Genomic DNA, 24,032 nt, shown 5'->3' with positions numbered 1-24,032 from the left:
GCTCTGCATGGCTTGTTAGTTGCTGCGAAGATGTTGGCGAGTCCATAATTTAAATTAAACCGCAGGGCTGCGTTGATCTAGCGGAATGTTATTCCAACCTTCTTTAATTTCTTTAACAATACTTGATACTTCAGTAATTGCTTCAATATCGTTGTGTAAGTTAGCTTGAGTTAAACGGCGTTGGCAGTAATCGTAAAGTGCCAATAAATTGTTAGAAATACTAGGGTCTTGCTCTACTTCTAAATTAAGTGCATCTTGCAGAGCACCAAGCAATAAAATGCAAGCTGAAATGTTCTCACCTTTTTTAGCTATTTCTTTGCGCTCAATAAACCCTTTTGTAGCTGCTAAACGGCCGATAATATTACTAAATATAAGGTTTATTTGTTCGTAAGGAGTCATTTCGGCAATACTACTAGCACGAACTTGACCGTATTTTTTTACTGAGATGTGAGCCATGGAAAATCCTAAAATTTAAAACAATAAAATTATGTGAAAGCTAATACAAAGCAATATTAATGCCAAGCATTTTCACTTATTTATGTATCGGCATTTGTAACTTCAACTTAAATTTATAATTGAGTTTATTTACTAACAATAGCATTTTTATTGCCGAGTAAATTAATTTTTAGGGCTAAGTTATAGTTAGGTAATAGTTAAGTAATGGCTAAGTAATAACTAAGTTAAAACTATAACCCATACTTAATGATTAACTATTAAGTATGATTGACTTAACTAGCCCGTCTGTTTTTTGGCGTTTATGTCAAAAAACTGCCGCTATTGCTTGCATCCATGCTGAACTGGCTTACAATTTAACTAATTATACAAATTAGTGAAAGTACGGCTCGCTAAATATGATCTTGATTTTAGATAATAATAACAACCGCGCAATAGGATTAAATGCTTCACTTGGCTTTATTGGTGAAGCTGCTCAACTATTAAGCGAAGACTGCTTTGAACAAGAATGCAAAAAATATCAGCAGCAAGAATGCATGATCATTTTAGGAGCATTGCAATCACTTGACCACGAAAGCTTAATTAAACGCTATCCAACATTACCGTTTTTATTAATTGGCGAAACGCTAAAACCCCTATTAAGTATAGCTAATGTAGTGGGGCTTATCTGTGAGCCGTTTAATCACGAAGTGACAACTCAGTTACTTCACGACTGCCAGCAATATCAGCGTATGCTGCCTAATGAGCATAAGCATACTAAACCACATAAAATTTTTGATGGACTTGTTGGTGAAACCGATGCGGTTAAAGATGTTCGCTTTTTAATTGAACAAGTGGCAAAAACCGACGCTAATGTTTTAATTTTAGGCGAATCAGGCACAGGTAAAGAAGTGGTTGCCCGTAATGTACATTTGCTTTCAAAGCGTATTAATGGACCGTTTGTACCTGTTAACTGTGGTGCTATTCCGGCAGAGCTGCTCGAAAGTGAACTATTTGGCCACGAAAAAGGCGCGTTTACTGGTGCTATATCGGCTCGTAAAGGGCGCTTTGAACTTGCTCAAGGTGGAACGCTATTTTTAGATGAAATAGGCGATATGCCACTGCAAATGCAAGTTAAGTTGCTGCGAGTATTGCAAGAGCGAAGTTATGAACGAGTTGGTGGTACAAAGGCTATTCAGGCTGATGTACGCGTTATTGCAGCCACGCATCGTAACCTTGAAACAATGATTGAAGAGGGTAGTTTTAGGGAAGATTTATATTACCGCTTAAATGTATTTCCTATCGAAAACCCATCGCTGAGTGAACGTGCTGATGATATTCCGCTGCTTTTAAAAGAGTTAATGCGCCGTGTTAACGACCAAACAGGTTCTACCGCTAAGTTTACAGAGCGCGCAGTTGAGAGCTTAAAAGAACATGCTTGGCCTGGTAATATTCGTGAGCTTGCTAACTTAGTGGAACGTATGGTTATTATGTTTCCTGAAAAAGTGGTTGATATTCCCGATTTACCTAATAAATATCGTTACATCGAAGTTGAAGCCTACGAGCCAGAATACCCTGAAGAGTTAATGGAAAAAGACGCCTTTAACGATATATTTAGCACCGGTTTTAGCGATTACGAAAGTGAGCCAGACGCTGAGTTTAGCCAAACGGGTAGTGGGCTATTGCCAGATGATGGTATTGAACTTAAAGATTATTTAGCCGAGCTCGAAATAAGCTTAATAACCCAAGCGTTAGAGCGTTATGATTACGTTGTAGCTCGCGCTGCAGAGATATTGGGTGTTCGCAGAACAACACTCGTTGAGAAAATGAAAAAGTATAATCTTTCAAGAGATTAAGGTTTAAAAGCAGCTGTCAGTGTTTAGTTATAAATTGGCCAAACACAGTAGATAAAGAGCCCCTCGTTTTGTAGGTGCGGTTTTATACCGCACTTTACTTAAAAAATATTAGCAAGAGCGCGAAGTAAATTCGCACCTACACGGTTTTTACTTTTGTTGTAGACGCTAGACTTGCTAGCGTGAAAAACGAGACTTTTAATCACTTAAATAAAACGCTATTTCACAAAGAGAAAAACGAAGGTAAATGAGAAACCATAGTCAACTTACGCTTTACTTCTCTATAGCGCAGCGTCTCTTAACCTCTTTGTGAACAAATTACTTTTATAGCTATAAATCACTTACCCACTAAAAGCTTTAATAATTTCTTCTTTTCTAAAACAATCATTACTGTGATCGTTAACCATACCGCAGGCCTGCATATGAGCGTAAACCGTTGTAGGGCCTAAAAACTTAAAACCCCGTTTTTTTAAATCTTTAGCGAATGCAGTTGATGCTTCTGTAATTGTTGGGTAGTCTTCAACGTTATTTAAATTACTTATAATCGGTTTATTACCCACAAACTGCCATTGGTAGTTACTAAAACTTCCAAATTCTTCTTGTATTTCTATAAAGCGCTTTGCGTTGTTGACAGTTGCCGCAATTTTTAAGCGATTTCGCACAATACCCTCATCAAGCATTAATCTCTCAACGTCATCTTGTGTGAATTGTGCCACTTTTTTTACATCAAAATTAGCAAATGCTTTTTTGTAACCGCTGCGTTTTTTTAAAATTGTGTACCAGCTTAAGCCTGCTTGCGCTGATTCTAGAGTGATAAATTCAAACAGCTTTGTATCATCATAAAGGGGGACGCCCCATTCTTCATCATGGTAAATAACGTAGTCGGGTTTAGTGGTGTCGAGCCACGGGCAACGGCACTTTATTTGCTCACTCATTATTATTCCTTTTTGCGTGCGTCATTTTTATGTCGCTCAAATTATTGATGTAACTTAATGATAAGTATGTAAATAAATTTTGGTATAAATCGTGCATTTAGACATGTATCTACATCAATTCGAGATTTGATTATGGCCCTTGCTAGCGTGCTAAAACCACAGTTTTTTTCTGCAAATCAGTATAACCCATGTTTACTTCAAGAGGAGTACATTGGTGAATTAAGCGATCTGCGCAAGCAAGCAAGTTGGCTTTCACATTTGGTTGATACCATGCCAGCAGGCGTGGTTGTACTTGATGGCAAAGGCTTGATTGCAAAAGCGAATCAAATAGCGATTGATATGCTTGGCGAGCCACTTGAAGGCGAACGCTGGTTTAATGTTATTCAGCGCTCTTTTAGGCCACATCAAGACGATGGTCACGAAGTGTCTTTAAAAGATGGGCGCTTAATAAAACTTGATATTACCGCTTTAGCCCCAGAGCCTGGGCAACTTATTTTAATGACGGATTTAACCGAAACTCGCCGTTTACAAAAACGTGTTGCACATATGCAGCGATTAAGCGCGCTGGGTAAAATGGTTGCATCATTAGCGCATCAAGTACGTACGCCGCTCTCAGCCGCTATGCTGTACGCTGCTAATTTAGGATCAAAGCGCTTACCCGAAGCATCTCGCGATAACTTTCAAACAAAGTTAATGTCGCGTTTAAAAGATTTAGAAACTCAAGTAAACGACATGCTGTTATTTGCCAAAAGTGGCGATCAGCAAGTTGTTGAGCAAGTTTCAATGCAGCAGCTTTTAACAGAAGTTAAAGCAGGTGCTGATGCGATGGTCGCACTTAATGAAAGTGAGCTGGATGTAAGCTTACCAGAGCCAGATATACAAATAGTCGGTAATAAAACGGCATTGGCCAGTGCTATCCAAAATCTTGTGCACAATAGTATTCAAGTTATTGGCGGCGGTGCAAAAGTAAAAATTAGCGCACAAAGAGATTTAAAAGATTTAGATATGGTTCGTATTAGCGTGAGCGACAATGGCCCAGGTGTTGATTTAAGCCAAAGCGATAAAATTTTTGAACCATTTTTTACTACCAAAAGTCAGGGCACAGGTTTAGGGCTTGCTGTAGTGAGTTCGGTGGCTAGTGCGCACCAAGGCCGTGTTGATGTGACCAATAATACGCAGGGTGGTGCCTGCTTTAGCTTGTTACTGCCTATTAAGGCAAAATCTAAACTAGAGGGTTCATTATGAGTAACACTATTTTAGTTGTTGAAGATGACGCCGGTCTTCGTGAAGCCTTAATAGATACCCTTGAAATGTCGGGTATTGAATGTGTTGCAGCTAACAGTGCTGAGCAAGCAATGTTACTGCTTAAAAAAGATCAATTTTCGCTTGTTGTAAGCGACGTGCAAATGGGCGCAATGAGTGGACTTGATTTACTACGCAGTATTAAATTAAACCACCCTGATTTACCTGTATTGATGATGACGGCGTACGCCACAATTGACGATGCGGTAGAAGCCATGCGCCTAGGTGCAATTGACTACATGGCTAAACCATTTGCACCTGAAGTGCTGTTAAATATGGTGAGCCGTTATTTGCCTGAAAAAGCAAAAGAAACCGACGGACCTATTGTTGCCGACCCAACTAGTATTCAATTATTGGAGCTTGCAAGTAAAGTAGCACGCTCTGATGCAAGTGTAATGGTACTTGGCCCAAGTGGTTCAGGTAAGGAGGTACTTGCTCGTTATATTCATGATAAGTCGAGCCGATGTAATGAGCCATTTGTGGCGATTAACTGCGCGGCTATTCCTGAAAATATGCTCGAAGCCACGTTATTTGGTTACGAAAAAGGGGCTTTTACGGGCGCGATTCAAGCATGTCCGGGTAAGTTTGAGCAAGCACAAGGCGGTACTATTTTACTTGATGAAATTACTGAGATGGACTTAGGGCTACAAGCTAAACTTTTACGCGTACTGCAAGAGCGTGAAGTAGAGCGTTTAGGGGGTCGTAAAACAATCCAGCTCGATGTACGTATTTTGGCAACCAGTAATCGTGATTTAAAAGAAGCTGTGTCTGAAAATCAGTTTAGAGAAGATTTATATTACAGGCTTAATGTTTTTCCACTTATGTGGCGACCATTGAGCCAACGCCCTGGCGATATTATTGTATTGGCTAAGCATTTAATTGAGCGCCATATAAGTAAAAGCAAAGAGCCCATGGCATATTTAGATAAAGCTGCCGAGCAAAAGTTATTGGCTCACGCGTGGCCTGGTAATGTGCGCGAGCTTGATAACGTTATACAACGTGCGCTTATACTGCGAAGTGGCGATACAATAAACGAGCATGCTATTTTTATCGAAAACTTAGTATCTAATAACTTTGTTATGGAGCCATCATTGGCACCAGCGCAAACAGTATCGCCAACAGAATTAGCTCACGCAGATAAAGGCGTTGATAAAAGCACGCTAAGCTCTGCATATTATGATGAAAAATTGCATGCCGAGGATGAGCCCAAACAAGGTTTACTTGCGGCAGATACCGGTAGCTATAAAGATGAGCTTAAAGACAAAGAGCATCGCATTATTTTAGAAACCCTTGCACGTTGCCAAGGCAAGCGTAAAGACGTTGCCGAAACGTTGGGCATAAGCCCACGCACTTTACGTTATAAACTAGCGCAAATGCGCGATTTAGGTATTTCACTTCCTGCATAACCTCCTATAAACCCTGAGTTTGCGCTGCGAACTTAGGGTTGTCAAAACTCTGACTAACACAAACTAAAGTTAACCTATTGTATTTTAATGATTAATTATTTGGCATGCTTTGTGCTTTATTACTTATAAGAGTTCACTGCGTGTCAGAGATAAATTATGAAAATTCAAAACAGTGCTGTATTTCAAGAAATGCAATCAATGGCTTTAGAAGCCGGCCGTAATAATCAAATAAATAAATTGCCGACTCAAGTTCAACCTACTTCTACTTCCCAGTTTGGCGACATGCTAAGTGATGCACTAAATTCAGTGCATGGATTACAACAAGATGCCGCTCAAAAAGTAACAGCAGTTGAGATGGGTGATCGAAGTGTATCGCTTGCTGAGGCGATGATTGCTTCTCAAAAATCGTCAGTTGCTTTTGAGGCTACAGTACAGGTTCGTAATAAACTTGTTGAAGCTTATAAAGAAATCATGAACATGCCTGTTTAATTAGGTAGTGGAGAATTATTGTGGCGCAATCTAACCAATCTACAGACCTAGCACTTGCTGGTGGCGGTATTGACCAAAGTGGTGGTGATGATCAACAAGAACAAAAGTCAGGCTACTTAAGTGCTTTAAATGGTGTTGATGTATTGCGCCAAGTAACATTGGTTATAGCATTAGCTATTTGTTTAGCTATCGCAATTTTCATTATTATTTGGGCTCGTCAGCCAGATATGCGCCCGTTAGGTAAAATGCAAACTGAAGAGCTTATTCAAACGCTCGACTTTTTAGATGCGCAACAAATTGAATATCAACTAGATGGCAACGTTGTATCGGTTGATGAAAGCGAATACCAAAACATTAAATTGTTAATGACCCGCGAAGGGTTAGAGCAAGGGCCAGCGTCGGGCTCTGATATAATTATGCAAGATATGGGCTTTGGTGTAAGCCAACGCTTAGAGCGCGAACGCCTAAAACATGGTCGTGAACAGCAATTAGCACGCACCATTGAAGAGCTTAATAACATTACTCGCGCCAAAGTATTGTTAGCTATTCCTAAAGAAAACGTATTTGCCCGCAGAGAAAAAAAACCATCAGCTACCGTTGTATTAACACTCAAACGTGGACGCTCACTTGACCGTGAAGAAGTAGACTCTGTTGTTGATATGATTGCTTCAGCAGTACAGGGTTTAGAGCCTATGCGAGTTACTGTAACCGATCAAAATGGTCGATTACTAAATTCAGGTTCGCAAAGCTCATTAGCAGCACGCTCTCGTAAAGAATACGACTTAGAACGTAAGCGCGAACAAGAGTACCTTGAAAAAATAGACAGTATTTTAATACCGGTTGTTGGGCTTGCAAACTATACAGCCCAAGTCGATTTGAGCATGGACTTTAGCTCTATTGAAGAAACTCAAAAGCGTTATAACCCAGACCTACCAGCGGTTAGAAGCGAGACCACATTTGAAGAAAATAACATTGGCGGCCTAGCTGTTGGTATTCCAGGTGCACTTACAAATCAGCCACCGCTAAACTCGAACATTCCTGAGGTTGCGGGGCAAGGTGGTGCAGGCACAGCTACGTCACCAACACGCAGCCACAAAGAAGCCACACGTAATTATGAACTCGATACAACCATTTCGCATAAGCGCCAGCAAAGTGGTGTAATACGTAGAATAAGCGTATCAGTTGCTGTTGACTACATTGCTAAAGTGGGAGAAAACGGTGAAACAACCATGACTCCACGCTCGGTAGAGGCATTGTCAAATATTCGTCGCTTACTACAAGGTGGTGTAGGTTTTGATATGCAACGTGGTGATGCACTTGAAGTCGTAACAGTGCCGTTTGTACGTGAAGAAACAAATTTAGCAATAGAAGTGCCACTGTGGGAACAAGACTGGTTTATGAAAATGGCCCGCCTTGTATTAGGCGCCTTAGTTATCATTGTATTGATAATGGCAGTAGTAAAACCAATGCTTAAACGCTTAATTTACCCAGACGATACACTAGAAGAATACGACGAAGATGCATTAAGTTCGGGCGTAGATATTGGCGACAACACGCTTGATATGCTAAATAAAGACTTTGATTCTGCTTCGGTTGGTTTCTCAAGTGATGGTACACTGCAGTTACCGGATTTACATGGTGACGAAGATTTACTTAAAGCAATTCGTGCCCTTGTAGCTAACGAACCAGAACTATCATCACAAGTAGTCAAAGCGTGGTTAACAGAAGATGACTGATCAAGAACAAAAACAACTCCCGCCAGCCTTTGATGTTGATAAGCTAGATGGGGTAGATAAAGCCGCTATATTACTTTTGAGTTTATCAGAAGAAGATGCCGCGCAAATCCTTAAACACTTAGAACCTAAACAGGTGCAAAAAGTGGGTATGGCGATGGCTGGGTTACAGGATTTATCACAAGCCAAGATTAGCGCTGTACACAACTTGTTTATAGAACAAATTCAAAGCTTTAGTACCATTGGTTTTCAGTCAGAAGACTTTATTAGAAAAGCGCTTACTGCAGCCCTTGGTGAAGACAAAGCCGCTAGCCTTATTGACCAAATTGTTATGGGCTCAGGCGCTAAAGGCTTGGATTCATTAAAATGGATGGACTCTAAACAGGTCGCTAGTATTATTCGCAATGAGCATCCACAAATTCAAACTATTGTATTATCGTACTTAGAGCCAGAACAGTCAGCTGAAATTATTTCTCAGTTTCCTGAAAAAGTACGCTTAGATTTAACCATGCGGATTGCAAACCTTGAAGAAGTTCAGCCTGCAGCACTGCAAGAGCTAAACGAAATAATGGAAAAACAATTTGCCGGCCAAGCAGGTGCGCAAGCTGCTAAAATGGGTGGTTTGAAGGCTGCAGCAGATATTTTAAATTACCTTGATACTAACGTTGAAGGGCAGTTAATGGACTCTATTCGTGAGCATGATGAAGAGATGTCGCAGCAAATTCAAGACTTAATGTTTGTGTTTGAAAACTTAATGGATGTTGAAGACCGTGGTATTCAAGCAATCCTACGAGAAGTACAACAAGACGTACTAATGAAAGCAATTAAGGGTGCTGATGATGCACTTAAAGATAAAATACTAGGTAATATGTCTAAGCGTGCAGCCGAAATGCTTGCTGATGATTTAGAAGCAATGGCACCGGTACGTATAAGCGAAGTAGAAGCGGCGCAAAAAGAGATTTTATCAACAGCGCGTCGTTTGTCTGACTCGGGTGAAATTCAGCTGGGCGGCGGCGGTGGCGAGGAGTTCCTGTAAACCATGAGCAAACTCAAAGGACGCACACTTCGGGCTGATGAAGCAGATGAATTATTAAAAAACTGGGCTATTCCGGATGTAGCACCAGATGAGAGCAGCTTTGGGAATCGCTCTACAGCTTATGGCACACCGCTTAGTGAGTTGTACAAAAAAGAATTAGCCGAAGAAATGCCTATTGATGAGCCACAAGAACCAGAACTCCCTGCGCTTACCATGGTTGAGCTTGAACGTATTAGACAAGACGCGTACGAAGAAGGCCTTAAACAAGGTCATGAGCAAGGCTACATAGACGGCTTTGAAAAAGGCGTTGGCGAAGGTAAAGAAGCAGGTTACAAAGAAGGCTTAGATCAAGGTAAAACACAAGGCCTTGAAGATGTAAAACCATTAATTGAAGAGCAGTTAACAAGTTTAAAAGCCATTTTAGAGGGGCTAACTGCACCGCTAGATAAAGTGGACGAACAAGCCGAGAAGCAATTAGTACAACTAGCTAGCATGTTGGCGGAAGCTGTTATTTATCAAGAAGTAAAAACATCGCCTGATGTGATTTTACATACGTTAAAGCAAAGTATTGATTCACTTAATGCGGAGCAAGAAAAAGTACGAATCCATTTAAACCCCGAAGACTTAGAACTCATAAAAGAGAGCTACGGCGAACAAACCATTATTGATAATAACTGGCAATTAATGGCAGAGCCCACTCTTGAGCGCGGTGGCTGTGAAGTTAAAACAGCGCAATCTTCACTCGACATGACCCTTAAAACACGTGTCAAAGAAACGTTGGATAGTTTTTTGCATAATAGTGGTATCTAACTATTTTATTGGCGTGTTATGTCAACTCAACGTGCACCTTTAAGCGAACGCTTATCTCAATATCAACAACATATTAAAACCCCGGCGCCTGCTGTGGCAGGTATTTTAACGCGTGTTGTTGGCCTTACCCTTGAGGCTAGAGGCTTACGTGCACCCGTTGGTAGCCAATGTAAAATAGAAACTATGAACGGCTTTGTAGACGCTGAAATAGTCGGTTTTAACGATCAAACTTTGTACTTAATGCCTAACGACCACATCTCTGGTGTATTACCTGGTGCGCGTGTTATTCCTCAAGTAAATAATTTAGGTTTACCTGTAGGGATGAGTTTATTAGGCCGCGTGGTGGATGGTTTAGGGCGACCGCTAGATGGCCTTGGTAAAATTAATGCTGAGCATCATTTAAAGTTTGCGCAAAATACTATAAACCCGCTTTCAAGAAGACCAATCACTAAGCCTATGGATGTAGGTGTGCGTGCTATTAACTCGGTTATCACAGTAGGGCAAGGCCAGCGTATGGGCTTGTTTGCAGGCTCTGGTGTGGGTAAATCAGTACTTCTCGGTATGATGACCCGAGGTAGCGAAGCCGATGTAATTGTTGTTGGCTTAGTGGGGGAGCGTGGCCGCGAAGTAAAAGAATTTATTGAAGAAATACTCGGTGTAGAAGGGCGCAAACGTTCAGTTGTTGTCGCAGCGCCCGCTGATTCATCACCACTTATGCGTTTAAAAGGCTGTGAGAGCGCCGTAACTATTGCAGAGTATTTTAGAGATCAGGGTTTAAACGTATTATTGTTACTCGATTCGGTAACACGTTACGCAATGGCACAACGTGAAATTGCACTTGCTGTTGGCGAGCCGCCCGCTACAAAGGGTTATCCGCCTTCGGTGTTTGCTAAATTACCTGCGCTGGTGGAGCGTGCTGGTAATGGCGGTGAAGGGCAAGGTTCTATTACCGCCTTTTTTACGGTGTTGAGTGAAGGCGATGATATGCAAGACCCTATTGCTGATGCAGCGCGAGCTATTTTAGATGGCCACATTGTATTATCGCGTGATTTAGCAGACAGCGGGCACTATCCCGCTATAGATATAGAAAAATCGATTTCGCGTGTTATGCCTCAAGTCGTTTCTGAACCACACATGCAACAAGCCCGTGTACTTAAGCAAGTTTATTCAATGTATCAACAAAACAAAGATATGATTACTTTAGGTGCTTATCAAAAAGGGACCGATCAAATGCTCGACCAAGCCATAAATATGATGCCAAGAGTAAATGCATTTTTACAACAAGGTATGCGAGATGTCATTAGTTACGATGATGGTCTGCAAGGTCTTGCTCAGTTACTAGGACAAGCATAATGGCTAAAAACAAACTCGATTTATTGCTCAAAATTGAAAATGATAAAGAAGAAAATTTGCGCATGAGTTACTTACAAGCTAATCAAAACTTGCAATCGAATCAACAAAAGTTACAAGGTTTAAACAATTTTAGACTTGAATACTCTCAGCAGTTACACCTAAAAGGTAAGTCGGGTTTATCTAGTGCAGGGTTTGGTCAGTACCATGCTTTTATAGCTAAAATTGAAGAGGCAATTCGCCAACAAGCAAGTACCGTAAATACCGCTAAGCAAGTTGTTACTCAACGTAAAACTCTATGGCTTAAGCAGCAAATTAAAGCTAAAGCAGTTGCCAAATTAATCGAAAATCAAAAACTTAAAGCAAATGCGTTAATGGCAAAAAATGAGCAAAAAATGTTAGATGAATTTTCAGCTAATCAGTTTTTTCAACGTCGTAAAGCTTTGTAATTCAGGCACGTTAATTGCTTTGTTACTTAGTGGAATTCAACTTTTGGCGGTATGCGGTGGCATATTGCCGTAATGGTATTAGGTGATTTATGGCGATGAATAACATTTCGTTTTTAGTTTCTTCTGAAAAAGATTCACTATTAGCTTTTAAAGACAATAGCTTAGCTAATGGCGAAGGAAATTTAGGCGATGAATTTTTAAGTCAGCTAAACGAAGCGCATAACTCTATGGAGCCATTGCTTAAAGGCAATAAAAATCCCGATGCCGAAAATTCGATTGCCATACCTAAGCATAAACAGCCAGAAGAAAATGAAAATCTGAGCGTAAAGCTAGATGAAGTAACAACGGACGAAGTTACTTTTGTGTCTGTTGAGATGCTTGATCAAATTAATTCAGCACAAGCAATGAGCACTTCGGTCAATAAGCCGTTCGATGCAACTAACAGTTTAGAATCAGAAAATGCAGAGCTAGAAGCTACACAAGCAGAGAATACCAAAATAGAAAACACAGAAATAGAGAATACACAATTACAAAGCACACCAATAATTGCATCCACTAATACAAGTGATGAAGTATCGGCTGAAGAAGCGAATACAGCCAGTGTAGTGAAAAATCCAATTGCCACTAATGTAGACTCTAAAACGGCTAAATTAACTGATTCAAAAAGCGATAGCTTAAGCTCACTACCTTTAAATTCATTACCATTAAATGAAGGCAAGCATCGTAAAAGTGGTGTTGCTGAAGCTATTGAAGGGCCATTAAATTCTATAAATAAAAAGCCCGATGACAGCATTGGGCCCATAGTTGATGATGCTGAATTAGTTTCAATGGATTTAAAGGAGCAGTTAGCTCAAGGGAAACCCGTTGATAAAAACTTAAAAAATATAGTGTTGCCAACACCAGTACCTACGCCAGCAGCTGCATCTGTAGAGACACCTCCTTTAACTGAATCAGAAACGATACAAGTAAGTTCACAGACATCTGAGATTGAAAAAGGCGCAGCAATAGATACGTTAATTGCTAAAGATGCAAGCTTAATTAAAGCTAATAATGTTATTGCTAGTTTAACGCCTGAACAGCGCTCACAACTTAACGCGCAAGTTAAAGTATTAGAAAATACTGATTCAGCCAGTAACGCAACTAGTAACACTTCAAATCTTAAGCAAATGCTTGCGCAATTTATTACTGATAACGAAAAAACGCAGAGCACGAGCACGGTAACAAAACACTCTTTTAGCGCAGAAATCAATTCACTTAATACAACTGAAAAACAAAGCTTATTAACGCAATTAAACGCTTATATTAAAACAGAGCAACCTAGAGGCGAGCAATTGGCAGTGCTTCAGCAAACTGTTAATGAATTAAAAGCCTCAATTGAAATAGGGCTTGTCGATACCGCTAAGACCGACTCAAAAACGTTTGTAGCGTCAGAGACTCCTAATACAGTATATAATCCACAAAAGTTAAGCTTAAAGACATCGACAAACGAAGGGGCTGATTTAAATAAAGTCGTAACAACCTCAACTAAGGGTGATGATTTATTAAAATCACTTGAAGAATTACAAAAAGATGGCCTTAAAAAAATAACTGCAGAACAAACCCCTGCACGCGTAGCACAAGTATTTACGCAAATTACAGCTGCTTTAAATACTCAGCAAGTGAGCACATTAAGCCAATACGACTCATTAAGTTACGAGCAGAGCTTACTTGATACCCAAATAATACAAACTCAACAATTACAAAGTATATCGCAAGTTAAGCAAATAAGTATTGATCCTGGTGTAATGCAAGCAATTAATATTGTTAAAAGTGATGCAGCTAAATTATTGCAAGAGCGCGTTAGCTCAATGTTAAGCATTAATAATAAAGAAGCAGAAATTCGCCTAGATCCTCCCGAAATGGGCAGTATGCAAATACGTATTCGTAGCGATGCAGAACAAGCACATATAAACTTTGTAGTACAAAACCAGCAAGCCAAAGAAGCACTTGAACAATCAATGCCGCGCTTACGTGAAATGTTAGCGCAACAAGGGTTAGAGCTTGGTGAAAGTACTATTTCTTATGGGCAATCAGGTGGCGAAACTGCTGAGCAAAGTGAGAGTGGACCCCAAGGTAATATGGCTAATAATAAGTCAGTTAATGATGAAAACGACGAGCAAGCAAATAACACTGCACAAAGTTCTCGACAACAAACTTCATCATCAATAGATTACTATGCCTAAGTGCTGCTATTATAATAACTAAAACAAGCAAGTACCTTTGCGATTAAAGGAATCATGATGGCTGAAGAAACAAGTTTAGAAATTGAAGAAACCGGTAAAAGTAAAAAGAAACTAATAATAATCATAGTAGCTGTACTACTTATTGTAGTTGGTGCTGCGGGTTACTTTTTTATGTCGGGTTCGGATGCGTCAGTTGAAACCTTAGATGAAGAAGCGGGAATCTCTGCAGAACTGTCAACCGGATTTGGTGATTCAGCTGAGATAGGCAGTGCTTTATATGTGTCAATGCCACGCCCATTTGTATTTAACGTGCCTGGCTCAAGTCGCGACAGGATTGTGCAAATTAAAGTACAGTTACTGGTACGTGGCGAAGTAAATGAAGAAACAGCTAAAAAACACATTCCATTAATAGAAGGTACGCTATTAAGTGTGTTTTCTACTACAACAGCCGATGAGTTAAGTACGAGTACGGGCAAAGAAACACTTCGTTTTTCTGCACTTGAAAAGGTACAGGAAGCTTTAATGGATGTTGAAGGCAGCAAAGTAATTGAGCGGGTATTGTTTACCGGCTTTGTAATGCAATAAGGGGTTAGCGTGAGCGATTTATTATCCCAAGACGAAATTGATGCGCTATTACATGGCGTTGATGACGTTGAAGAGGAAGATATACACGACGGTGAAGATGGCGGGGGAGGTACGCTTCAGTACGATTTTTCTTCGCAAGATCGGATCGTGCGTGGTCGTATGCCGACGCTGGAAATTGTTAATGAACGCTTTGCTCGTCATATGCGAATTAGCCTATTTAACATGATGCGCCGCACCGCAGAGGTGTCTATTAACGGCGTGCAAATGATTAAGTTTGGCGAGTATATTCATACTTTATTTGTTCCAACCAGCTTAAATATGGTGCGTTTTAGACCTTTAAAAGGCACTGGCCTGATTACCATGGAAGCACGACTTGTGTTTATTTTGGTAGATAACTTTTTTGGTGGTGACGGGCGTTATCATGCAAAAATAGAAGGCCGAGAATTTACCCCAACAGAGCGCCGAATTGTACAAATGCTCCTTAAAATAATCTTTGAAGATTATAAAGAAGCTTGGGCACCGGTTATGGATGTATCGTTTGAATATCTCGATTCTGAAGTAAACCCAGCTATGGCTAATATTGTAAGCCCAACTGAGGTTGTGGTTATTAGTTCTTTCCATATTGAGCTCGATGGCGGCGGTGGCGATTTTCATATTGCACTTCCGTATTCAATGCTTGAGCCAATTCGAGAGCTGTTAGATGCGGGTGTTCAGTCTGATACTGAAGATACTGATTTACGTTGGAGCAAAGCGCTTCGCGATGAAATAATGGATGTAGAGGTTGAAATATCAACTCAGTTACTTGAAGTTGATTTAACCTTAAAACAAATTATGGAACTCAAAGCCGGTGATATTATTCCGGTTGAAATGCCTGAGCATATAACCGTGTTTGTTGAAGAACTACCTACATTTAGAGCTAAAATGGGTCGCTCTCGCGATAATGTTGCGCTTCAAATTAGTGAAAAAATTAAACGACCTGATTCAGTTAAATCTGAGCTGCATGTATTTACCAAAGGCGGCAAGAAAATTGACTCAGATGCAGAATTAGCAGAACTAGAAGATGATTTACACCTCTCTGACGGTGTAGACTTAGACTGGTAATTGATTAAAAGGTTAAAAGTATGAGCGATGATCAAGACACAATGGATGAATGGGCTGCAGCATTAGCAGAAGCCGAAGCTCCAGATGATAGTAGCGAAGCACATGTTGCAGAGCTTGATGAGTTAAGTGATTCAAAACACGAAATGAGTGGCGATGAAAAACGAAAACTCGACACTATTTTAGATATCCCCGTTACTATTTCAATGGAAGTAGGACGCTCTAAAATTAATATTCGTAACTTATTGCAACTTAACCAAGGCTCTGTTGTTGAGCTTGACCGTGTTGCGGGCGAGCCGCTAGACGTGCTAGTTAACGGTACTTTGATAGCCCATGGTGAAGTAGTTGTAGTAAACGACAAGTTTGGTATTCGCTTAACTGACGTGATAAGCCAAGTAGAGCGGATCAAAAAACTACGATGAGCTTATTAGTTGCTTTAACGAGTTCCGTTTTTTCAAAAGCAGATGTGGCAACACCAACTGGAGATATACTCTCTATGGTGCTGTCGCTTGTAATGGTGCTAGTACTAATTATTGTGCTGGCATTTTTTGTTAAAAAGCTTAATCCAAATTTAGCAAACAGCGATGAATTTAAAGTAGTCAGAAGTCTACCTTTGGGTTCTCGCGAGCGTTTAATGGTTGTTGAGATAGATAATGCTCAGCATTTACTTGGTGTAACTCCCCACAGTATTAATTATTTACACAAGTTAGAAACCCCATTAAGTGAAAAAGAACTACCTGAACTCGCTAAACGATTTGGTAAACTTTTAAACCCGCAATCAAACCAAAATAAAAAGAATTAAACCTATGACAAAGTGGCTGCTTATTATTTTTGCCATGGTGTTTGTACCAAGTGTAAGCGCGGAAGGAATTGATGCGCTTACTATTACAACAAACGCTGATGGCACACAGGATTACTCAGTAACGTTACAAGTTTTAGCAATTATGACGGCGCTGAGTTTTATACCGGCTGCCATAATTATGATGACCTCCTTTACACGAATAATTGTTGTACTCGCCATTTTGCGCCAAGCAATTGGTTTGCAGCAAACACCGTCAAACCAAGTGTTATTAGGGATGTCGCTTTTTCTAAGTATTTTTATAATGTCGCCTATTTATCAGCAGGTAAACGAGCGAGCTATAGAACCTTACTTAAATGAGCAGGTTACTTCAGTACAAGCTTTAGAGCTGGCTAAAGAGCCAATGAAAGCCTTTATGCTTTCTCAAGTGCGTCTCAAAGACTTAGAAACGTTTGCTAAAATTGCCGGTTACGATCAGCTAGATTCGCCACAAGATACACCGTTAATAGTGCTTATACCCGCCTTTGTAACCAGCGAATTGCAAACCGCATTTATAATAGGGTTTATGTTTTTTATCCCATTTTTAATTGTTGATTTAGTGGTCGCCTCAGTATTAATGGCGATGGGTATGATGATGCTTTCACCCATGATTGTGTCCTTACCGTTTAAAATTATGTTATTTGTACTTGTAGACGGTTGGAGCTTAGTGATGGGGACTCTAGCCAAAAGCTTTGGTTTAGTGACTTAGTATGCAAAGCATTAACATGACCCAACAATAGGAGTACAACATGGAACCGGAAATTTTTGTTGATATCCTAAGTGACGCTCTTTTTTTAGTTATTAAGCTGGTGTCTGCAATTGTAGTCCCAGGCTTAATTATTGGTTTAGTTGTGGCTGTGTTTCAGGCCGCAACGTCTATCAATGAACAAACATTGAGCTTTTTACCTCGTTTATTAATTACCATTAGTGCGCTTATTGTGGGTGGGCATTGGCTTACTCAAGAGCTAATGGACTTTTTTACTCGCCTAGTATTACTTATTCCTGAAATTGCAGGCTAAACGTGGAATACCCCTTTGCTGTCGTTATTCAATGGTTGAGCGATTTTTTGTTGCCGCTGGTACGCATTAGCTCAATGATTATGATTATGGCTGGTTTGGGGGCTAAAAATGTTCCTACACGTATAAAAATGGGTTTATCGGTTGTTGTAACTTTTGTTGTAGTTCCTGTTCTGCCCCCAGCTACATTCACTAATTTATTTTCGTTTGAGATGATTTTAGTCGTTATTCAACAAATGCTGATTGGTGTTGCTATTGGTTTTGCATCTATACTTTTATTAAATACTTTTGTGTTAGCAGGGCAAATACTCGCGATGCAAACCGGTTTAGGTTTTGCTTCGGTTATTGACCCTTCTAATGGTGCGAGTGTGCCTGCTGTGGGCCAGTTTTTCCTTATTTTGGCCACCCTATTATTTTTTGCTTTTAACGGTCATTTAATGATGATTCAAATGGTGGTGCATAGTTTTCAAGTGCTACCCATTGATGGCACATGGTGGTCTGTAGATCATTACTGGGACATAGTGACCTGGGGTGGCTGGATGTTTACTACAGCACTGGTACTCTCACTTGCACCGCTTACCGCGATGCTCGTTATTAATATGTCGTTTGGTATTATGACGCGTGCAGCACCGCAATTAAATATTTTCTCTATTGGTTTTCCGTTTACCTTGGTAGCGGGACTTATTATTATTTGGGCGACACTAGGTAACTTTGTTACTCAGTTTGAGTTTCAATGGTTAAAAATGGTTGAGCTAATGTGTACTTTAGTTGGTTGTTCACCTTAGGAGAAAGTCATGTCTGAAGACTCAGGACAAGAAAAAACAGAAGAACCCACATCCAAAAAACTTGAAGAATCTAAAAAGAAAGGCCAAATAGCGCGCTCAAAAGAGCTAGGTACCATGTTTGTACTTATTTTTTCGGCTATATCGCTTTTGATGTATGGGCCAGAAATTGGCAAAGGTTTATACAATGTAATGGGCCGAACCCTTAGCTTAAATCGCAACGAAGCCTTTGATACTACTAAAATGTTTGCCGTATGGGGAGAGGTTGCAGACGCTTTAATGTTTCCTATGGCTATGTTTGTATTAATTATAGTTTTGGCTGCATTTATTGGTAATACGTTACTAGGTGGTTTTAATTTTAGCTGGGAAGCCGCTGCACCTAAAGCAAGTAAAATGTCGCCAATGAAAGGCTTTAAACGTATGTTTGGCCCGCAAGCGGCTATTGAGCTTGTAAAGTCACTTTTAAAATTTGGTTTGGTTGCAAGTTTTGCTATATTTTTAATTAATACCTATTTTGATGAAATACTGCATTTAAGTTTAGAAAGTGCACCAGGTAATATTATCCATGCCTTAGAGATTTTAGGCTGGATGTTTTTAGGTCTTTCGTGCACTTTAATTATTATTGCGGCTATTGATGCACCATTTCAAAGTTATAACCATAACAAACAACTTAAAATGACAATGCAAGAGATTAAAGATGAGTATAAAAACTCTGAAGGTGACCCACAAATAAAAGCGCGTATTAGGCAAACTCAAAGGCAAATGTCGCAAAACCGTATGATGCAAGATGTCCCTGACGCTGATGTTATTGTTACAAACCCAACTCACTACTCAGTAGCATTAAAATACGATACAGAGCGCGCAGGAGCGCCAATAGTGCTTGCTAAGGGTATCGATGAAATGGCGATGCAAATTAGAAAAGTAGCAATAGGGAATGAAGTACCTATTTTAGAATCCCCCATGTTGACCCGAGCGCTTTATCATACTGCTGAAGTAGGAGAGCAAATACCCGATCAGCTATTTACTGCAGTAGCGCAAGTTTTAGCGTATGTATTTCAGCTTAAGCGCTTTAATAAAGGGCGCGGAAAACGCCCAACTAAACTTAATAATAAGCTCCCAATCCCCGATGCCTACAAGTATTAAACCGTTAACTCAGTAACTTGGAATAGTTATTGCAAATTCTACGTAGTGTCAATTTTTTGAAATTGTAGAATTATGAGTTTTAAAGCGGTATTACAACAACTTAACAGAGACAAAAAAGACTATGCCAAAGGGGTAGGTACTCCTTTGCTTGTGCTTGCTGCCTTGGGAATGGTGATCTTACCGTTACCGCCATTTTTACTCGATATCCTTTTCTCGTTTAATATTGCCCTCGCATTAGTGGTTTTACTCGTGACTGTTTACACGATGAAGCCGGTTGAGTTTGGTATATTCCCCTCTGTATTACTAATCGCTACGATTATGCGCTTAGCGCTTAATGTTGCCAGCACTCGAGTTGTATTACTTGAGGGTCATAACGGTGGGGATTCTGCTGGGAAGGTAATTGAAGCGTTTGGCTCCGTAGTTATTGGTGGTAACTACGCTGTTGGTTTGGTCGTATTTTTAATTCTGATCATTATTAACTTTGTGGTAATTACTAAAGGTGCTGGGCGTATTTCTGAGGTATCTGCACGTTTCACCCTTGACGCAATGCCGGGTAAACAAATGGCAATTGACGCCGATTTAAACGCTGGTTTTATCAGTGCTGAGCAAGCGCGTGACCGCCGCGAGGAAGTAACTCGCGAAGCTGATTTTTACGGCTCAATGGATGGTGCGAGTAAATTTGTAAAAGGCGATGCCATTGCAGGTATTGTTATATTAATCATCAATATTGTTGGTGGTTTATTTGTCGGTATGATTCAACATAATTTGAGTTTTGGCAACGCAATGGAAGTATATACATTACTTACCATTGGTGATGGCTTAGTTGCTCAACTTCCTTCTTTACTGCTTTCAATTGGTACCGCGATTGTTGTAACACGTCAAAATGAGTCGCTCAATATGGGTGACCAATTTAAGAAACAACTAGGTAACGAAAAATCACTCTTTATTGCTTCAGGTATTTTGATCATCATGGGTTTAGTGCCTGGTATGCCGCATTTTGCTTTTTTAAGTTTAGGTGCGTTATTGGGTTATTTAGCTTACTACACACAGCAAACTAAGCTAAAAGCCGCTGCAGCAGAAGCCGAAGAGGCCGCCAGTGGCGGAAGCGCTGCAACAGGTATTGCCAATAAACAAGAGCAAAAAGAACTTGGTTGGGATGATGTTCAACAGGTTGACGTAATTGGCCTAGAAGTAGGTTATAGATTAATTCCGTTAGTGGACCAATCACAAGGTGGTGAGCTACTTAATCGTATTAAAGGTGTACGTAAAAAGCTTTCTCAAGAGCTTGGTTTTTTAGTACCACCTGTTCATATTCGCGATAATTTAGAGCTTGACCCTAATGCTTACAGAATAACGCTAATGGGTGTTTCAACCGGTGAAAGCGAACTTAAACATGGCGACGAGCTAGCAATTAACCCAGGGCAAGTATTTGGCCCAATTAAAGGGGTTGAAACTAAAGATCCTGCGTTTGGCCTTGATGCAGTATGGATCAAGCCTGATCAAAAAGATGAAGCGCAATCACTAGGTTATACCGTTGTAGATTCAGCCACGGTAGTTGCCACTCATATTAGCCAGTTATTAACTAACAGTGCGGCGTTGTTACTAGGGCATGAAGAAGTTCAAAACCTGCTTGATATGCTTGCTAAAAGCCATCCTCGCTTAGTAGAAGGGCTAGTACCTGATGTGTTGCCATTAACTGCAATTGTAAAAGTACTGCAAAATTTATTGAATGAAGGTGTAGCTATTCGCGATATGCGCTCAATTGTTCAAACCCTTGTTGAGTATGGTCCGCGTAGCCAAGACCCTGATGTATTAACGGCTGCAGTGCGTATTTCTCTGCGTAGGTTAATTGTTCAAGATGCGGTTGGTATGTCATCAGAAATCCCTGTCATAACCTTGGCACCTGAGTTGGAACAGATGTTGCATCAGTCATTACAAAATGCAGGCGATGAAGGTGCCGGTATTGAGCCTGGACTTGCAGAGCGACTTCAAGTGTCATTGACACAAGCGCATCAAAATCAAGAAATGGCCGGTGAACCTTCTATATTGCTAACGTCAGGAATGTTACGCACTGTGTTATCTCGTTTTGTTAAGTACACCATTCCAGGATTGAGAGTGATGTCTTATCAAGAGGTACCAGACGAAAGACAGATCAAGATTGTTAGCTCTGTAGGCCAACAATAAGATTTTAACAGGGGTTGAATCATGAAAATTAAACGTTTTTTTGCTAAAGATATGCGCACAGCACTTAAAGAAGTTAAAGATGAATTAGGTGTTGATGCGGTTATTATGTCAAATAAGAAGCTGGCTAACGGTGTAGAAATTGTAGCGGCAGTTGATTATGACAAAGCAGCCCCTAAAGTAGCAGCGCAACCACAACGTACTGCAGAGCCGCGTGCTCAAGCACCACAGCAAAGTATGCATAATTTTGTAAAACCAGAGCCTCAGCGTGCCAAACCAGAGCCGCAAGCAAAAGTGGCTGACAGCCTACAGGCTTTATTAGAGCGCCAATCACCGCGTCCTCGCTCCCCTGAACTTGCATCAATGTTTTCACAATCAGGTATTGATACTACCGATAACTATCAAGAACCAGTTATGGAACAGCGTACTAAAAATATGTTTGCTCCTGAAAATGCAGCGCCAGTTCGTCCACAAACTCAAGCGGATAGCTTAGGTTTTGATGATTTAGACAGCGACTTTGATGATTTAGATAGTCCAGTAACTGCTCGCCAACAAACACCCAATAATGAAAGCGAAGAAATGACAACAATGCGTGAAGAAATGAACGCAATTCGTCAATTGCTTGAGCATCAAGTATCGGGCTTAATGCAGCAAGATATGGCGCGTCGCGATCCAACACGCGCTTGCATGGTTGACCGCTTAGTCGGTATGGGTATTGATAAAGAAGTAGCGCAACAAATGGCATGTTTTGTACCTGATGATGTATCTCGTAAGCAAGGTTGGAAAGCATTGTTAACGATGGTCGAAGATCAAATGCAAACAACCAATAATGAAATACTTCGCCAAGGTGGTGTATATGCGTTAGTGGGTCCAACAGGTGTTGGTAAAACAACAACAGTTGCTAAGCTTGCAGCGTTAGGCGCACAAAAATATGGCGCTGATAAAGTGGCCTTAATAACCACTGATACATACAGAATTGGTGCATATGAACAGCTTGCTACTTACGGCCGTATTATTGGTTGTGGTGTAAAGCAAGTTAAAGATGCTAATGAATTAGCTGAAGTTTTATATCATTTACGAAATAAACGTCTAGTATTAATTGATACAGCAGGTATGAGTCAGCGAGATTTACGTTTAACTGAGCAGTTAAACACGTTAATGCGTAACCAACGTGTGGATATTCGCAGTTACTTAGTACTAAGCGCGACGGCACAAATTAATGTATTACAAGAAACAGTACGCCACTTTAAAAAAGTACAGTTAAGTGGTTGTATTTTCACTAAGTTAGATGAATCATTAAGTTTGGGTGAGATAATTAGTATTGCGATTCAAAATCGCCTTCCAATAGGGTATCTTACTAACGGTCAACGAGTGCCAGAAGATATTCGTGTTGCAAATGCTGAAAAACTAGTGAAAAAGGCTGAGCAGTTATATTTAAAAAGAACAAAAGCACAACATTCAAGGCACCAAGCAGTGGCGCCAAGTACAGTAGGGATGTATGATTAACACAGTATTAGATCAAGCAAGCGGCCTGCGCAAAATGAGTCAAAACAATAACAACGGCGTAAAAGTTATCGCTGTAACCGGTGGTAAAGGTGGGGTGGGGAAAACAAATGTTTCTCTAAATACCGCTATTGCACTAGGGCAACAAGGTAATAGAGTATTAGTGCTGGATGCTGACTTAGGTTTAGCAAACTGTGATGTGATGCTTGGTTTACGTGTAGAGCGCAATTTATCACACGTTTTGTCAGGTGAATGTGAGCTTGACGAGATTTTAGTTGAAGGGCCTGCTGGTATTAAAATTGTACCCGCTACATCGGGCTCGCAAAGTATGGTTGAATTATCGCCATCTGAGCATGCCGGGCTAATTCGTGCATTTAGCGAATTGAATACCGAATTTGATATTTTAATTGTAGATACAGCCGCTGGTATTTCAGACATGGTGCTAAGCTTCTCACGAGCAGCACAAGATGTAATGGTTGTAGTGTGCGATGAACCAACATCAATAACCGATGCTTACGCACTTATTAAAGTATTAAGCCGCGAGCACGGTGTTTATAAGTTCAAAATTGTTGCCAATATGGTCCGCAGTATGCGTGAAGGCACTGAATTGTTTGCAAAACTATCTAAAGTTACCGATCGCTTTTTAGATGTTTCAATGGAGCTAGTAGCAACGGTTCCTTATGACGAAAATATGCGCAAAGCAACACGTCGCCAAAAGGTGATTGTTGAGCTCTTTCCAAGTTCGCCAGCCGCTCTCGCGTTTAAAGCGCTGGCGACAAAAGCAGTTAAATGGCCAATACCAAATCAACCATCTGGGCATTTAGAGTTTTTCATTGAGAAACTAGTAAACGGCTAATTATGACAACATT

At 40.4% G+C, this 24,032-nt stretch carries 23 protein-coding genes; 21 read left to right on the top strand and 2 right to left on the bottom strand.

The features are described from left to right. Positions 1-54: 54 nt before the first annotated feature. Positions 55-456 carry a flagellar export chaperone FliS gene (gene fliS, locus CXF89_RS05015; RefSeq protein ID WP_121953973.1) on the bottom strand — a complete coding sequence of 134 codons (402 nt, stop codon included), beginning with the start codon at positions 454-456 and terminating at the stop codon, positions 55-57. Between the two features lie 395 nt (positions 457-851). Here fliS and CXF89_RS05010 point away from each other — a divergent pair, with 395 nt between their 5' ends. After that, positions 852-2,288: a sigma-54 dependent transcriptional regulator gene (locus CXF89_RS05010; RefSeq protein ID WP_101216692.1), complete on the top strand. Its 1,437-nt coding sequence runs from the start codon at positions 852-854 to the stop codon at positions 2,286-2,288. Between the two features lie 338 nt (positions 2,289-2,626). Here the strand turns inward: CXF89_RS05010 and CXF89_RS05005 are convergent, their stop codons facing one another. Then, positions 2,627-3,220 (bottom strand): DNA-3-methyladenine glycosylase I, encoded by a 594-nt coding sequence (locus CXF89_RS05005; RefSeq protein WP_121953972.1) that lies wholly within the window; start codon positions 3,218-3,220, stop codon positions 2,627-2,629. A gap of 132 nt (positions 3,221-3,352) precedes the next feature. Between CXF89_RS05005 and CXF89_RS05000 the strand changes: the two genes are divergently transcribed. From CXF89_RS05000 to CXF89_RS04905, 20 genes are all read left to right on the top strand, one after another. Next, positions 3,353-4,465 (top strand): sensor histidine kinase, encoded by a 1,113-nt coding sequence (locus CXF89_RS05000; protein ID WP_121953971.1) that lies wholly within the window; start codon positions 3,353-3,355, stop codon positions 4,463-4,465. Further along, positions 4,462-5,928 carry a sigma-54-dependent transcriptional regulator gene (locus tag CXF89_RS04995; protein ID WP_121953970.1) on the top strand — a complete coding sequence of 489 codons (1,467 nt, stop codon included), beginning with the start codon at positions 4,462-4,464 and terminating at the stop codon, positions 5,926-5,928. Before CXF89_RS05000 ends, CXF89_RS04995 begins: the two co-directional genes overlap by 4 nt. Before the next feature lie 156 nt (positions 5,929-6,084). Then, positions 6,085-6,417 (top strand): flagellar hook-basal body complex protein FliE, encoded by a 333-nt coding sequence (gene fliE / locus CXF89_RS04990; protein WP_007581879.1) that lies wholly within the window; start codon positions 6,085-6,087, stop codon positions 6,415-6,417. A gap of 20 nt (positions 6,418-6,437) precedes the next feature. Next, positions 6,438-8,153, top strand: a complete 1,716-nt coding sequence (fliF, locus tag CXF89_RS04985) for a flagellar basal-body MS-ring/collar protein FliF (RefSeq protein WP_121953969.1) — start codon at positions 6,438-6,440, stop codon at positions 8,151-8,153. Continuing rightward, positions 8,146-9,186 carry a flagellar motor switch protein FliG gene (gene fliG / locus CXF89_RS04980; protein ID WP_121953968.1) on the top strand — a complete coding sequence of 347 codons (1,041 nt, stop codon included), beginning with the start codon at positions 8,146-8,148 and terminating at the stop codon, positions 9,184-9,186. Before fliF ends, fliG begins: the two co-directional genes overlap by 8 nt. Positions 9,187-9,189: 3 nt before the next feature. After that, complete coding sequence (gene fliH, locus CXF89_RS04975) at positions 9,190-9,996, top strand: flagellar assembly protein FliH (RefSeq protein WP_121953967.1); 807 nt, start codon at positions 9,190-9,192, stop codon at positions 9,994-9,996. 18 nt (positions 9,997-10,014) lie between these two features. Beyond that, positions 10,015-11,349, top strand: a complete 1,335-nt coding sequence (gene fliI / locus CXF89_RS04970; RefSeq protein ID WP_002959338.1) for a flagellar protein export ATPase FliI — start codon at positions 10,015-10,017, stop codon at positions 11,347-11,349. Then, positions 11,349-11,795 (top strand): flagellar export protein FliJ, encoded by a 447-nt coding sequence (fliJ, locus tag CXF89_RS04965; RefSeq protein ID WP_024589948.1) that lies wholly within the window; start codon positions 11,349-11,351, stop codon positions 11,793-11,795. Before fliI ends, fliJ begins: the two co-directional genes overlap by 1 nt. Before the next feature lie 89 nt (positions 11,796-11,884). Continuing rightward, positions 11,885-14,017, top strand: coding sequence for a flagellar hook-length control protein FliK (locus CXF89_RS04960; protein WP_121953966.1), 2,133 nt, complete (start codon positions 11,885-11,887; stop codon positions 14,015-14,017). Positions 14,018-14,074: 57 nt separating this feature from the next. Further along, on the top strand, positions 14,075-14,602 hold the full coding sequence (fliL, locus tag CXF89_RS04955; RefSeq protein ID WP_024592742.1) for a flagellar basal body-associated protein FliL: 528 nt from the start codon (positions 14,075-14,077) through the stop codon (positions 14,600-14,602). 9 nt (positions 14,603-14,611) lie between these two features. Continuing rightward, positions 14,612-15,703, top strand: a complete 1,092-nt coding sequence (gene fliM, locus CXF89_RS04950) for a flagellar motor switch protein FliM (protein ID WP_024592743.1) — start codon at positions 14,612-14,614, stop codon at positions 15,701-15,703. Positions 15,704-15,723: 20 nt separating this feature from the next. Then, positions 15,724-16,122 carry a flagellar motor switch protein FliN gene (fliN, locus tag CXF89_RS04945; protein ID WP_007585803.1) on the top strand — a complete coding sequence of 133 codons (399 nt, stop codon included), beginning with the start codon at positions 15,724-15,726 and terminating at the stop codon, positions 16,120-16,122. Further along, the gene (fliO, locus tag CXF89_RS04940) at positions 16,119-16,502 is read left to right on the top strand and encodes a flagellar biosynthetic protein FliO (RefSeq protein ID WP_007377952.1); all 384 of its coding nucleotides are present in this window, start codon (positions 16,119-16,121) and stop codon (positions 16,500-16,502) included. The genes fliN and fliO overlap by 4 nt, the downstream gene beginning before the upstream one ends. 4 nt (positions 16,503-16,506) lie before the next feature. Then, a complete protein-coding gene (gene fliP, locus CXF89_RS04935) occupies positions 16,507-17,247 on the top strand; it encodes a flagellar type III secretion system pore protein FliP (protein WP_121953965.1) in 741 nt (246 codons plus the stop codon). 40 nt (positions 17,248-17,287) lie between these two features. Beyond that, positions 17,288-17,557, top strand: a complete 270-nt coding sequence (gene fliQ, locus CXF89_RS04930) for a flagellar biosynthesis protein FliQ (protein WP_002959325.1) — start codon at positions 17,288-17,290, stop codon at positions 17,555-17,557. Positions 17,558-17,559: 2 nt separating this feature from the next. Beyond that, a complete protein-coding gene (gene fliR, locus CXF89_RS04925) occupies positions 17,560-18,339 on the top strand; it encodes a flagellar biosynthetic protein FliR (RefSeq protein ID WP_007585805.1) in 780 nt (259 codons plus the stop codon). Positions 18,340-18,348: 9 nt separating this feature from the next. Further along, complete coding sequence (gene flhB / locus CXF89_RS04920) at positions 18,349-19,479, top strand: flagellar biosynthesis protein FlhB (RefSeq protein ID WP_007585806.1); 1,131 nt, start codon at positions 18,349-18,351, stop codon at positions 19,477-19,479. 72 nt (positions 19,480-19,551) lie between these two features. Continuing rightward, positions 19,552-21,663 (top strand): flagellar biosynthesis protein FlhA, encoded by a 2,112-nt coding sequence (gene flhA, locus CXF89_RS04915; RefSeq protein WP_010553901.1) that lies wholly within the window; start codon positions 19,552-19,554, stop codon positions 21,661-21,663. Positions 21,664-21,684: 21 nt separating this feature from the next. Further along, positions 21,685-23,166 carry a flagellar biosynthesis GTPase FlhF gene (gene flhF, locus CXF89_RS04910; protein WP_007585808.1) on the top strand — a complete coding sequence of 494 codons (1,482 nt, stop codon included), beginning with the start codon at positions 21,685-21,687 and terminating at the stop codon, positions 23,164-23,166. Then, positions 23,159-24,019 (top strand): MinD/ParA family ATP-binding protein, encoded by an 861-nt coding sequence (locus tag CXF89_RS04905; protein WP_007585809.1) that lies wholly within the window; start codon positions 23,159-23,161, stop codon positions 24,017-24,019. Before flhF ends, CXF89_RS04905 begins: the two co-directional genes overlap by 8 nt. Positions 24,020-24,032 lie beyond the last annotated feature (13 nt).

Origin of the sequence: Pseudoalteromonas sp. MelDa3, assembly GCF_002863625.1 — a bacterium.
Lineage (GTDB): Bacteria > Pseudomonadota > Gammaproteobacteria > Enterobacterales > Alteromonadaceae > Pseudoalteromonas > Pseudoalteromonas arctica.
The sequence above is the reverse complement of the archived record's forward strand: the minus strand, read 5'-3'. Positions and strand labels throughout refer to the sequence as shown.